Source organism: Nocardiopsis ansamitocini, from assembly GCF_030268225.1.
Lineage (GTDB): Bacteria > Actinomycetota > Actinomycetes > Streptosporangiales > Streptosporangiaceae > Nocardiopsis_D > Nocardiopsis_D ansamitocini.
The window spans coordinates 1-14,086 of sequence record NZ_BSQG01000019.1; the positions used below are offsets into that span (position 1 = coordinate 1).

The following is a 14,086-nucleotide window of genomic DNA, read 5'->3' on the forward strand; positions in this document are numbered from 1 at the left end:
TGGGGATGAGTGTGGTGGTGGGGGTGTTGTCGGGGGTGTAGGTGCCGCCTTCTTGTTGGTAGGCGGTGTGTGCGGTGTCGAGGTCGTTTTGGGCGGTGCGGGTTTCTGCGGCCGCGTGTTCGGTGATGGTTGTGGCGCGGTTTTGTGCGAGGGGGGTGTCGTTGTGGGCGTCGTGGGTTTCGGCTTGGGCGAGGCGGGTTTGTGCGTGGGCGGCGTCCAGGCGTAGTTGTGCGGCTACGACCATGGAGCCGAGGTAGTTGAGGTCGGTGTAGAAGAGGCCGCGGTCGATGCGGGTGTTTTCCAGGGTGGTTTCGTAGCGCACCACGGCGGTGTTGGCTGCGGCGACCTCACGCTGCGCTGCCTGGATGGGGGAGCGGCCGGCGGTGGCGGGGGTGGTGGGGTCGATACCCGGGGTGGGGGTGGGGCCGGTGTGGGTGAGCGCGGTGTAGATGGACGGCCCGGCGTAGGTGGTGGAGCTTTCCCCGGTGTGCGACGAGAAGAGGGCGTTGAACGCGGAGTCCCTGGAACGTTGGGCATTCCACGAAGCCTCGACCTGGTCGAAGAAGATTTTTTTATCTTCGTATTTTCTGAGTTGTCTGCTTTTTTCGGTGCTGTCGAGGATGGCGTTCGGGTAGAAATTTTTGCTTTGAGAAAGTCTTTGGAAAGTTTTAGTTTGGTAGGCGTCGAAGATTCTCTGAACTATTCGACTGCTGGTTTTTTTGAGGATGGGTGCGGCGTTTTTGAGTTGTTTGATCTGGGCGGGATTGAGGGCGGTCGGGATTTCTGTGCTGGGAGTGGGGAGGAGGGGGCGGAGTTCAGGGGTGGCGTGCCAGTCTGCTGCGATCTTTTCGAGGAATGTGGTTTTCTCGGCGGAGCTTTGAAGTGGTTTTTGGTTTCCGTTTCCTTCGAGGTCGGCTTTCGGTTGAAAATTTTTGACTTTGGCGAGTTGTGGGAGGGCGCCGTTTTTGTGGGCGTCGAAGATTTTTTGGATGGTTCTGTCGGCGACGTGTTTGAGGATGGGAGTGGCGTTTTTGAGTTGTTTGATCTGGGCGGGATTGAGGGCGGTCGGGGTTTCTGTGCTGGGGGCGGTCGGGGTTTCTGTGCTGGGGGCGGTCGGGGTTTCTGTGCTGGGAGTTGGGAGGAGGGTGCGGAGGGTGGGGTTGCCGCGCCAGTCTGCTGTGACCTTGTCGAGGAACGCGGTTTTCTCGCCGGTTGTGGTGAGTCGTTTTTTGTTTCCGTTTCCTTCGGGATCGACTATCGGGTAGAAGGTCTGGTCTTCGGCGAGTTGCTTGAGGGTGTTGTTTTTGTAAGCGTTGAAGATTTTCTGGATGGGCTTTTCGGTGACGTGTTTTAGGAGGGGTGTGGAGTTTTTGAGTTGTCGGATTTTGGCAGGATTGAGGGTGCTCGGGGTTTCTGTGCTGGAAGTGGTGAGGATGGTTTGGGTGTGGGGGTTGTTTTCCCAGGTGGTGAGGAGTGCGCGGGTGAGGCGGGTGCCTGGGTTGGTGGTGTGGGTGTAGGTGTGCCAGGCGTCGTAGACCTGGGCGGGGGTGGGGTTGTGGTGGGTGGCTGTTTGGAGGAGTTGGTGGGCTTGGGTGGTGGTGAGGTGGGTGGGTGTGTCGGGGGTGGTGGTGCGGTGGTCGGGGTTGGTGTTGTGGGTGGTGAGGATGGCTCGGGTGGTGGGGTTGTTTTCCCAGGTGGTGAAGGTTTCTTCGAGCCAGGCGCGTTTGTCGCCGTAGGTGGGGTTGGGGGTGGCCGTCCACCTAAGGGTGTTGGGGTTTTGTTTTGGTGGGTGGAAGTTGTGGTTGGTGAGGGTGTGGGGGGTGTGGCCTTGGTGGTGGTGTTGGTAGAGGGCCCAGGCGGTGTCGAGGTCGGTGGGGGTGTTGGGGGGCAGGGTGAAGCTGTTGTGGGTGAGGGCGGCGGTTTCTTGGGGGGTGAAGGGGTGGGGTGGTGCGGTGTAGAGGGGTTGGGTGGCGCGGTTCTTGCCCTTGTCGGGGCGCGGGGTTTGAGCGGCGGCCTCGTTATCGGAGGAGTCGGAGAGGGTGTCGTTGGTGGGGTTGGTGGTTGGTTCGGGGGTGGTGGTGTCGTGGGTGGTGAGTGTGGTGGGGGCGAGGTAGGTGTCGGTGGGGTTGAAGCCGGTGCCGGTGGCGAAGGTGGCCCAGGCGGTGTCGGTGGTGGTGAGGGTGGGGTCGATGCCGAAGCCGGGGTCGAAGCCGGTGTTGAGGTCGGTGGTGATGTCGTGGGCGAGGGTGGCCCAGTCCATGGAGTCGTCGGGGGTGAGCCAGGACATGTCGTCGGTGTCCATGGCGTGGGTGTGGTCGGTGGAGGGGCCGGGGTCGTCGGTGAGGAAGGAGGGCAGGGGGAGGTCGTCGTTGGTGGGTGAGGCGAGGTCGAGGGTGTCGAGGTCGTAGTAGTCGGGGTCGTTGTAGGCGATGGTGTCGGGGTCGGTCCAGTCGACGTTCATGGCGTCGGGGTCGCTGGTGTCGTCGTTCGGGCTGGGGGCGGGGGCTGGGGAGTCCTGCCAGGGGTCGGAGTCGGTCCTGAACGGTGCCGGTGCCGGCGCTGTCGGTGCGGTGGCGGTCGATCCGGTTGGGTCGGTGGTGATGCCCAGGGTGGTGAGTCGGTCGAGGGCGGGTTGGAGCAGTCCGGCGTTGTGCCAGGTGTTCCAGATGGTGGTGAGCGCGGTTTCGCGTTGTGCGGGGGTGTGGTCGCGGCTGGGGTTGGATCCTTCGCTGACGTGGGTCAGGCTTTGGCCGCGGACGTGGTGGTCGTAGTAGGCGGTGAGGGCGGAGGCGGGGTCCCACCCGGCGGCATCAACGGGGACGGTCAGACCGCTGAACACCTTGCCCAGGTACGTGGTGAGAATCGAGGCCGCGCTCCGTGGGGCGTCCCCGTTCCCGTGGATGTCGAGTCCGTCGAGGAGGCCGCCGAGTTCGCTCACGGTGAGGTCGGCGATGCGGTGGGGGGCGGTGTAGGGCATGGGGCCGCCGACGCCGTCCACCGGACGCTCCAGGGCGGGGCGAAGGAGGTTTCCGATTACGTCGAGGTGGTGCTTGCGCAGGCCGTAGACGGGAGTGTTCGCCCCGCCGCCCATGATGTTGTTGCGGGCCCCGTCCACGCGTGAGGAACCGGCCCGGGTGCGGAACACGCTGCCGCCGGCCAGGTCCTTGGCGCTCTCCCGGTAGTTGTCGACGAACCCGAATGCCCGGTGCAGGGCTTCGTGGGCCAGCACCCCGGCTGTCGCGTCCACCGCCCAGCTGCCGGAGTTGCTCCGAGGGACTCCCCCCTTCGCGTCGGACGGGAGCCAGGTGACTCCTCCGTTCGTTGTTCCGGTGTCGGTGTCGGTGTCGGTGTCGGCGTCCAGGATGCGGAAGTGCAGCTGCGGGCCGGGCGTGCCGTCCGCGTTCGACAGGCGGTGCCGGAAGTTGACGACCGTGTCGAGGGCCTGCTGAGTCTTCGCCAGGGCTTGGCGGCTTTGCTCGGCGACGTATTGCTGGACGTCCGCGGGATTCGGAGCTTTCTTGTCCGCCTTCGTGGACAGGGCGGTGGCGGCCTTGGCGAGCTTGTCGGTGTCGAAGCGCAGACGCATCGTCACCTCCGCCACGTGGGTGGGAGGCGCCGTCGCCGGGTTTTGCGTGCCCCCCTCACCCGTAGCGGTCCGGGCCGGGGAGACGGGGACGAGCTGTACGTCGATGCTGGTGGAGTTCGCGTACGTCTCAAGCCTCGCGGGGTAGAAACCCTCCGAACCTTCGCCCGGTTGCCCGGGAATCGTGACGGGAACCTCGTCGTCCTTCTTCAGTTCCGTGTCGAGGGGCCGCGCCACCACGGTGGTCCGCTTGGGGTCGCGGAAGGAGACGTCGACGCCGGACGTCCCTGATGTCCTGTCCACCCCGATCGTGGTCACCGGCACGGTGCTGCGGTTGTCCTCCCACCGCCCGACCGTGACGAGGTCGGAGTGCACAGGGGCAGGAGGGCTCGAAAGGCCCGCGGTCAGCTCGGACAGCCGGGCCAGCGAGACCGGGGTGACCCGTGCCGGTGGCGGGGTCCGTCGGCTGCCGGCCCGCTCCGTCCGGTCGCCTTCCGTGCCCTGCCTCCCGTTGTCCCGGGCTTTCCGGTCCTGTTCCTTGCGCTCCTGGTCGAGTTCTCGGGCGAGTTGGGACTCCCCGGATTCGGTCAGCCCGAACCAGGCGAGGATCTCGGGTGCGGCCTCCTCGTGGGTTTGTGCGCCGAACCGGTGCGGAACACGGCTCCATTCCAGGTCGGCGTGTGCCGGCGGGCCGTCGGTGCCCGGGTCGGTGATCTCCACCCGCAGACGCAGGACCGGGGAGGGCCCCAGCGGCTGTCGCTGGTCGTTGGGAGCCGCGTCACGCAACGTGTACGGCAGGTTATGGGTCGTGCCGTGGGAGTCGGTGACGGTGCGGCCCTTGTTGATGGTGTCTTCGAGGGAACGCACGAGGGCCTGCTCGGCTTTCGCCACGGACTCGGCCTCGGAGGACCAGGGGAACCGGCGTCGAAGACGCAGCACCACCTCGACCGCGTCGACGGTACGGCCGTTGTCCGTGGTGGTGGTGCGGTTCCACTCCAGACGCGGATGCCGCGTCTTCTCTGGGGAACCCGGGTTCGCCTCAAGCTGTCGTATGGATGCCCCGAAGGAGGTGGAGTCGCCCCCCACGGTGAATCTCTTTACCTGACCGGGTTCACTGCCGAATGCGGTGAGAAGCCGGTCGGGAATCGGTGCGGAATTGCGGGCGGGGTTGACCAGGGAGTCCCATGCCTGTTCCGTGAGTGGTTTCCGGTGCCCGATTTGAGAGATAAACGATTCCATGACGGGGCGCAGTGCGCCGTTTTCGCGCAGGTGGTCGGTCAGCGCGAGCGTGGATTGTTCCTCAGCGGGCGAGTCGAAAACGGAATCGAATGACCGGTTCTTTTGGTGGAGCTGGTAGTAGTTCTCGAGATATCCGAGCACCTCGTCCATTGAAATGGTTCCAGGAATGTTCTCCCTGACGAGGGAGACGTATCGAGGGGGCGTGAACCCGTTTTCGTTTTCCAGTGCGGACAGTGCGGACCACAGACTGTTTTCGGCTTCGGAGGCCCTGTCTGCGTTCTCGGGGGAGGTCGGAGATGCGGGGGCGTCAGGGGACGGGACGTCCGCCTCGGAGCGGAAGGCGGCGGGGTTCGTCGAGGACTCCGGGATGGAGGGCAGGGGGGGCCTGCCGGTCCGCCCCCGGCCGGTGCCCGGCCCCTGGTCGGTCCCGGTGCCCGGCCCCCGGCCGGTGCCCGGCCCCTGCTCGGTCCCGGTGCCCGGCCCCTGCTCGGGCCCGGTGCCCGGCCCCTGCTCGGGCCCGGTGCCCGGCCCCTGCTCGGGCCCGGTGCCCGGCCCCTGCTCGGGCCCGGTGCCCGGCCCCTGCTCGGGCCCGGTGCCGGGGAAACCGTTGCGGGCCCGTTCGTGGGCGTCGTGCCACGCGGCGAACTTCTCCTCGAAGTCCGTTCGCGCGTCGGTGAAGACGGCCTCCTGGAGGTCGTAGTCCTCACGCGCCCGTCGGCTGTCGGGGGCGGCGGCGAGTTCGGCGACGAGCGGCACCAGCCGGGCGCGCTCCTCGTAGTAGGCCTTCTCCGCCTCGGCCAGTTCCTCCTGGGCCGTGGCGACCCTGTCCCACGCCTCGGCGTCGGTCCGCTCGCCGTCGAGGAGGCCGAGGGAGCGCGCGTCGTCCTCGCTGATCCACGAGGTCACGAATGACTCCGCCGTGGCCATCCCGTGCCCGGTGGCCCGGCCCATCCCGGCGACCTCGCGGTGCGGGCGCTCGGCGGCGACCGCCCACGTGGTGGGCACCGATACCAGGTAGGAGCGCTTGGAGCCGGATGCCCGGGAGTCGGTGGGCGCGCTGTCGGTGCGCTCGTCGGTGCGTCCGGCGGACCTGGACGCCTCGGCGGCCGGCCCGACGTGGCCGCCCAGGGCGACACCGTGCTCGGGGGTGCTGCTCGGCGGGTCGCCGATCCACCCGGCCGGGCGCACCGGCAACGAGGCCCCTCCGGTGGAGGACTGGGTGGTGTTCTCGGACCGGCTGGTGCTGGGGCTGGTCGAGTCGCGCAGGGCGGAGTCCACCGCGACGTCGATGACGGTGGCGCGGCGGGTGTCGGGGAACGCGCCGAGGGTCCACTTGGTGCGCCCGGCGTCGACCATGGAGCTGCCGTCACCGGAGGCCGCGTCCACGAGGAGGACCTTCAGCGAGTCCTCGTTGACACCGGAGGCGATGGGGTCGTTGGCGGGGTCGAGCTTGGCCTTGTCCACCAGGAAGGCTTTGGCGGAGGCGACGGCCGCGGGTGTGAGCGGTCCGGTGTGGCGCCAACCGTTCGCGGTGGCCAGGGCGGCGTAGGAGGCGTCCAGGACCCGGCGGCCGCCATCCTGGACGGTGAGGGGGGCGATGTGCGCGGCGGGGGGCGGCTCCGCCTCCCCCAGGACGCCTTCCCGCCACGCGCGGATGGCTCCGTCGAGTCGCGCGGGTGCGTCGTGCCGTTGGGGCGCGGGAGAGTCGGGGACGGCCGCGGTGTCGGAGTCGGGGACGAGGTAGCCGGAGAAGAAGGCTTCCTTGACGGTGGAGTGGTCGCCCTCGACGGTGAAGCGGTGCCTGCCGTACTCCACGGTCAGCCGGATGTGCGCCGGGGTCTCGACGATGCCGTAGGGCCCGGTCAGCTCGGTGGTCCACGACGGGGAGGACGTCTCGCTCTCCGTCAGGGCGGTCGTCTTGGACGAGGACGCGTTGACACCGGGTGCCGGCCCGACGCTGGTGAAGCGGTTCGGGTCGAGTTCGTCGGGGAGGTCCTTGGGCCGCCCTCCCCCGGGGGTGGGGGTGGGGATCATCGGCATGATCTCGGCGCGGGTGCCGGTGGTCGTGGTGGAGCTGTTCGTGGTGCCCGAGGACGCGCTGAGGGAGTTCTCGTGCTCGGTGAGCGCCTTGCCGCCCAGCTGGACCACCCGGGCGGGGCCGCGGACGGTCTCCACCGTCACCGAGCCCTCGCGCGTCTGGTTGCGCAGTTCGGCCCGTGAGGACAGGCGGCTCGTCTGGGCCTCCAGGCGGACGGGAACGGAGGTCGGGGTGCCGCGCGTGGTCAGGTGGGCGCTGATCTCGCGCAGGAGCGCTTCGCGGCTGCGGCCGGTCAGCACGTAGTTGTCCCGGCGGAGCCGGTCGGCCAGTCGGCCGCCGGCCGACGGCGGGGTGCCGGGTGCGCTCCCGCCGAGGGCGTCGGGGACCCGGGGAGAGGTCCCCAGGTGCTGGCCCTGGCCCTCGAACCCGGGGCGCACCCGGTAGTTCCGGGCGTCGAGCCGGGGGTTGTCCTGGGGGCCGACCCTGTCGTCGTGGTAACGGTCGTTGACCAGGCCCTGGTGGTAGAGGGAGTGCAGGGGTGCGTAGCCGAACTCGGCGTTCTCGATGGTGGTCTGCAGGCCCCGGTAGTCCCCGCTCCTGGGTGCGCGGGGGACGTTCACCGCCAGGTCCAGGTCGCGGCGGATCTCCGCGGACTGGGTCAGGAGCAGGTCGGCGGTGTAGGGCCGGACCCCGCCCTGCGGGGTGAAACTGGTCTTGCTGGTGAAGGCCGCGTTCCGCGGGGCCGAGGTCCCCGTGGTCCACGCCTTGCTCAGGAAGTTCCAGACCAGTTGGGGTGCCGGGCGGTTCGCCTGGGTGGTCCGGAGCTTGCCCTTGTTGGGGTCGTTGTCGCTCTGGGCGTCCTTGAGCTCCTGGATGGAGGGGTTGGGGTTGCCGACCCCGCGCAGTTCGCCCTCGATGCCCCGCGTCCTGCTCGTCCCCTGGCTGATGGAGACGGTGGTGCTGTGCCCCGAGGTGGTCTTGAGGGTGGAGTCGGTGCGCGGGTCGTGGAAGACGACCCCGGTGCGTTCGGCGTGCAGGGCGGTGGTGTGCCGGCCGCTGTGCATGAAGTCGCGCATCCAGTTGCGCGACCGGTGCCCCGGTGCGGAGAACAGCTTCGCCGAGTTGGCGCTCAGGCCCTCGTTGGAGTAGTGGGTCGGGTAGAACCCGTGCCCGGCCCGGCTCTTGAGGAAGCGCTGGAGGCCGGGCGCGCTGTCCAGGATGGTGTGGAGGCGCTGGCGCAGCGTGGAGTCGCCGGCCCGCGTGCTGATCCCCTCGGTGAAGGTGGGGATGGTGTCCAGCGCCGCGGCCTCCGGCTGGCGGGCGTCGGCGACCGGCGGGTGCTCGCCGGCGATGATGTTCCTGACCTGGGCGGGGGTGAGGTCCAGTGACGTCCCCTGCTCCTGGTCGGGGCTCTGCGCGCGCGGCGGGGTCCCGGGTTCGGGGTGGTCGTTGGCGGGACTCTCGATCTCCATGCGCCCCTGGAGCCGCACGGGGTTGCCGGCTGCGTCGGTGAGCAGGTCCACCCGGTGGCCGTCGTACCCGGTGCGCTTTCCGGCGGCCTCGGCCCGCGCGTCGGGGCCGAGGTCGTCGGTCTTGCGGAACTTGCCCATCTCGGCGTGCAGGTCCAGGCCGTAGCGCCAGACGTCGGTGTCGCCCTTGTCGGCGAACGCGGCCTCGGTGATGTCCCTGACCCCGGTCTCCAGGCCGGTGGTGGACACGGTCTTGTACTGGGCCTGCACGCCGCCGCCCGCCTGGAAACGGGCCATGGTACGCGGGTCCTGGTGCTCCAGGTCGCGGAAGACGGCACGCACCCGGGCGGTCCAGGAGTGGGCGCTCTCGCGTTCCTCGATACGCCGCCGTCCAGTGGCGTCGGCTCCCGTGGTGGAGACGTGGTTCTTGGTGACCGTCCCGCCGAACTCCCGGTCACGGGGGGTCGCCGTCAACCGGACGGTGACCGTCTCCGGGGGGATCCACCCCTCCTTGCCGGGGTCGCGCCGGTCCAGGTTGCTCACGTCGGGGTTGAGCAGGGCGGTGTCGATCAGGTCGATGTCGATGCCGTCGTTGATCCAGTCGGTGGGGCGCCCCATCAGGTTCGCCTCGGAGATCTGCTCCAGGACCTTGGCCGTGTTGTACAGCGCCACCGCGTGGTCGCGCTGGAAGCGCTTCTCCCGGGTGAAGAACGCGCCCTCGCGGGAGGAGCCGTCGGGGCGCAGCGCGTAGTCGGCTTGTGCGCGGGAGAGGTCGGGCACCACCATGCCCGGGTACTTGCGGGCGATCCCGTCGAGCACCTGCTGTGCGTAGGCCTCGAAGAGGGTGCGGGGCGCGGGGGCCTGCCCGTCGCCGTCGGCGGCGGGTGTGTCGTACTGGCTTCCGTCCGCCCAGGTGATGCCGCGGATCGGGGTCCCGCCGAAGTGGTCGGGGCGGTCGGAGCCCAGGTGGGGGTAGGCGGGGGTGTGGTCGGGTCGGGCCAGGGCGTCGCCCCGGTCGGCGTCGGGGTCGGCGAGCAGGCGCGCGTCGTCGACCCCCAGGATCTCCACTGCGTCGCCGGTGAAGCGGTGCGGGGTGTCCTCGCCGTCGAACTGGAGGTAGAAGGTCCGGTTGACGTCGTACATCGCGGTGTCACCCGTTTGGGTGATCTTGCCTGTGGTGCCGCCGCTGGTGCGTCCGTCCCCGGTCGTCAACCTGTTGTCGTAGCGGTAGTCGAAGGTGGGGATGTCCAGCCGGAAGATGTTGTTCACCACCTGGACGATCAACCCGCTGCCCAACCCGAGGGCCCACGACCTGCTGCGCAGGTAGGTGGAGTCGATCTCCTTGGTGGAGGTGACGGTGTTCGGCAGATCGAGTTTCGCGGGGGCGTCGGGCAGCCGGTTCAGTTCGGTGGGCACCGACCACATCTTGACCACGCGCGGATGCCCGGTGTCGTCGCGGACCTCCAGGTGGACGGGGCCCCTGGTCATGGTGGAGAGGTGGTCGCGCACCGATTCCTCGGACAGCAGTTCGCGGGTCGCCTCGGAATGGCGGGGGTCGGTCCGGGGGCCGCGCATGAAACCGGGGATCACCGCGTCCTTGAACCGTTCGAACCGCGTCCGGGGGCGCGGCTGGTTCAGGTGGTCCACCACCCAGTCTGCGAGCCGGGCACCCCGCGTGCCGCGCCGTCCGTGCCGGATGTCGCCGACACTCGCCGGGTGCCCCCCGCCCAGGCGCATTCCCGGGTTGCCGGTCGCGAACTCGGTACCTGCCTCCGGCCGGGTCTCGGGGTCGAAGGGATCGCGCAGCACGATCCGGTCGGGGGCCGCGGAGGCGCGGTCGCCCAGTTCCACGGTCATGGCCAGGCCGTCGGCGACGACCGCGGTCGTGACGTCGTCCAACGCGGCGGCCTGGTCGTCGCCCGCCTGGGCGTTGTCCGGCTGGTCGTCGTGCACGGTCAGGGTGATGCGCAGGTCGGTGCTGTACCCCACCGCCCGCCCGCCGATGACGGCTTCGCTCTTGACGGCGGTGTCCTGTTTGACGGTCTCACTGGTCGAGGGCTGGTTGGTCGAGATCTGCGCCATCGGGACGATGGCCGGGCCGATCCGGACGCCGCCGTCCCCCTCGACCAGCAGCGGGTTGATGTAGACCGATCCGCCGAGGCTCCGGCTGGTCTTCTCACCCACCGTTTCGGAGTGGGCCGTCTTCCGTCCGACGGTGTCGCTGTTGAACAGGTCCGGTGTGGAGCGGCCGGAGGCGGGCAGACTGCCGGTCCGCACCCAGTGGTTCTCGTCGGAGGACAACCGGAGGGTCGCGGTCTGGTCGCCGATGCGGATGGCCTTGCCGCGCTTGCCGAAGAACGGGTACGGGTTCTTCCTGAACTCGGTGCGGAACGTCTCGCGGGCACCGTCGGGCAGACCGACCGCGACGTGGTCGAGCACGTGGTCGAAGCCCCGGGTGCCGTCGCCGCCCGGGCGAAGCAGGACACGCTGGTGCTCCAGCAGTTCACTGCCCAGGATGTGGTCGAGGCGGCGCGGGTAGGCCCCGGAGTCGACGGCGGCGGCGTCCGCGTCCGAGGGGTCGACGCCCAGCGACTCCAACAGCTGGTCCGCGGCCCCCTCGTCGCGCTGGGTCTGCTGGTGCTCCGCGATGATGGCCGCCTTGCGCGCGGCCAGTCCATTCTGCGCCCGGTTCCGCTCCTCGGACCGACCGTCGTACTCCTGTCTCGCGGTGAGGTGCTCGGCGGTGGCCCGGGCGGCCGCCTCGCGGCGGTCGAGCAGCTCACGGTGGAGCTGGGTCACCAGTTCCTGGGCGGACGCGGCTTCCCCGCGCGCTTCTTCCGCGCGTTCGCGCAGGTCTACGGCTTTCTGTCTGGCGGTCTCGGCCGCGTTGCGCAGGTCCTCGACCCGTTGGGCGCGGGCGGCCTCCTCCCCCTCGGGCACCGGTGCCCGTTCGGCGGCCTCGGCCTGCCGGCGGGCCGCTTCCGCCCGGATTCCGGCGACGTCGCGGGCGTTCTCCAGGGCCGTCGCCTTGGCGGCCTCGTGTTCGGCGCGGATGCGGAGGGCTTCCTCCCGCGCCGCGGTGCGGTCGCGCAGGAGTTCGGCGGCCTGCGCGCGGAGTTCGGCGGCCTTCACGACGGCCTGCTGGTGGAGCACCGTCTCCTGGTAGGCCCTGGAGTACGCCTGCTGGTCCTCGCGTGCGGCGTCCTGCTGATCCAGTTCCCGGGCCACCAGGTGGGCCTGGGCGCGCGCGTGGTCGCGTGCGGCGCGTTCGGCCGTGTTCCGCGCCCGGTCCAGCTCCTCCTGCACCCGATCGCGGCCGCGCTGCTCGCGCGCGGAGATGTCGGCGACCCGGCGCTCCTCCCGCTGGAGCCGCGTCTGCGCGGTGCCCGCCTCGCGGGTGGCCTCGGCGAGCCGGTCGGTGGCGACTCGGGCCTCTCCCCGGGCCTCTGTCAACCGGGTGCTGGCGTCCCACAGCCTGTCGTAGGCGTCGGCCAGGCCGGGTTCCCGGCTGCCGCGCTCGCTCCTGCCGCTCCGGTTCCTGCGGTTGCTCGAGTCAGTGGTGCGGTTCGCGCGTTCGTTCGCGCGCTGGACCGCCTCGGTGCGTTCGGTCCGCCGGGCGATGAGCCGGTCCTCGGCGGCGGCGAGCCGGTCCTCGGCGGCGGCGAGTTCGCTTTCCCGGGTGGAGACCCGGGCGCGCGCGGTGGCCAGCGTGTCCTGCCGCTCGGTGACCCGCAGCCGCGCGGACTCCTCGGCCCGCCGTGCGCGGTCCGCGAACGTCTCCTGGTCGTCGCGGGCCTCGTTCTCCTTCTCGACCGCCTCGTCACGGCGCTTGGCGGTGGCGTCCCGGTGGTGGCGGGCGGCGGTGACCGCTTCCTCGGCCGCCGTGAGCCGGTCTGTCGTCTCAGCCGTCGCGTCCTGGGCACTCTTCGCGGCGATCTCTCGCTGTCCCACGGTGGTTTCAGCGGTGGCGCGGGCGCTGTCCGCCCGGGTGATCCGCTGGTTGAAGGAGTCCGCCGTGGTCCGGGCCTCGGTGAAACGGGTCGTGAACGCTTCTTCCTGCTCGGGGGGCAGGGAACCTTCGGTGTCGTCCTGGTCGGTGCGCGCCATGTTGACGTGGAGGGTGGGGCTGTCTTGCGTCGCCTGAACCGCCGAGTCGGGTTCGGTGTTGGTGGTGTGTGTCTGGGATGCGGTGTGCAGGGCGGCGTCGGCCTGGTTGGCGATGCGTTGCAGTCGCGCGGTTTCCAGGAGGCCGGCCTGTACCTGGGGGTGGGTTTCGGGCCAGTTGTTGCGGACGCGCTGTTCGTGGAGTGCGGTTTCGTGGCGGAGGAGGTCGGCGTGTGCCCGCGCGGCGTCCTGGCGGGCTTGTTCCAGCGGGGCCGGGTCCGGCGCGGGGGGTGTTTGGAGGGTTCCGCCGGTCTGCGTGAACACGGTGTAGATGGAGGGGCCGCCGGCTTGGTTGTGGGTGGGGTTTTCCCCGGTGCCCTGCGAGAAGAGGGCGTTGAACGCGGCGTCCCTGGAACGTTGGGTGTTCCACGAAGCCTTGACCTTGTCAAAGAGCGCGGTTTTGTCGGCGGAGTTGTTGAGTCGTTTTTTTCCGTTGTCGTCGAGGTCGGCGAACGGTTTGAATTTCGTGTTTTTTGCGAGTTGGGTGAGTGTGTTGTCGCGGTAGGCGTCGAGGATGGTCTGGATGGTTTGGTCGGTGGAGTGTTTGAGGATGGGTGAAGCGTTTTTGAGTTGTTGGAATTTGGAAATGTTTTCGGGGGATATGGCGGGTTTGGGGAGGGGGGCGTTGAGTTGGGGGTTGGTATCGCGTTGGGTGTTCCAGGCGGCGGCGACCTGTTCGAGGAACGCGGTTTTGTCGGCGGATTTTTGGAGTAGTTTTTTGCCGTTGCCGTGGAGGTCGGCTCTCGGTTGGAATTTTCTGTTTTTTGCGAGTTGGGTGAGTGTGTCGTCGCGGTAGGCGTCGAGGATGATCTGGATGGTTTGGTCGGTAACTCTCTTGAGGATGGGTGCGGCGTTTTTGAGTTGTTGGAGTCCGGAAGTGGTTTCGGGGAGTTCGGTGGAGGTGGAGAGGAGGGTGTTGATTTGGGGGTCGGTATCGCGTTGGGTGTTCCAGGCGGCGGCGACCTTTTCGAAGAACGCGGTTTTGTCGTCGGAGTTTTGGAGTCTTTTGTTTTTTCCGGTGCCGTCGAGGTCGGCTCTCGGTTGGAATTTCGTGTTTTTTGCGAGTTGGGTGAGTGTGTTGTCGCGGTAGGCGTCGAGGATGGCCTGGATGGTTTGGTCGGTAACTCTCTTGAGGATGGGTGCGGCGTTTTTGAGTTGTTGGAGTCCGGAAGTGGTTTCGGGGAGTTCGGTGGAGGTGGGGAGGAGGGTGTTGAGTTGGGGGTTGGTATCGCGTTGGGTGTTCCAGGCGGCGGCGACCTGTTCGAGGAACGCGGTTTTGTCGTCGGAGTTTTGGAGTCTTTTGTTTTTTCCGGTGCCGTCGAGGTCGGCTCTCGGTTGGAATTTTCTGTTTTTTGCGAGTTGGGTGAGTGTGTTGTCGCGGTAGGCGTCGAGGATGGCCTGGATGGTTTGGTCGGTGGAGTATTTGAGGATGGGTGCGGCGTTTTTGAGTTGTTGGAATTTGGAAATGTTTTCGGGGTTGGGGTTGGTGGTGGTGAGGATGTGGTTGGTGGTGGGGTTGTTGGTCCAGGTGGTGAGGAGTGCGCGGGTGAGTCGGGTGCCTGGTTTGGTGGTGTGGGTGTGGGTGTGCCAGGC

General features: G+C 68.5%; 1 protein-coding gene. It reads right to left on the reverse strand.

Going from position 1 to position 14,086, the window contains the following annotated elements; all coding sequences use genetic code 11:
• A partial coding sequence (locus tag QSJ59_RS24135) for a coiled-coil domain-containing protein (RefSeq protein WP_285762073.1) occupies window positions 1–14,086 on the reverse strand: 14,086 nt, incomplete at both ends.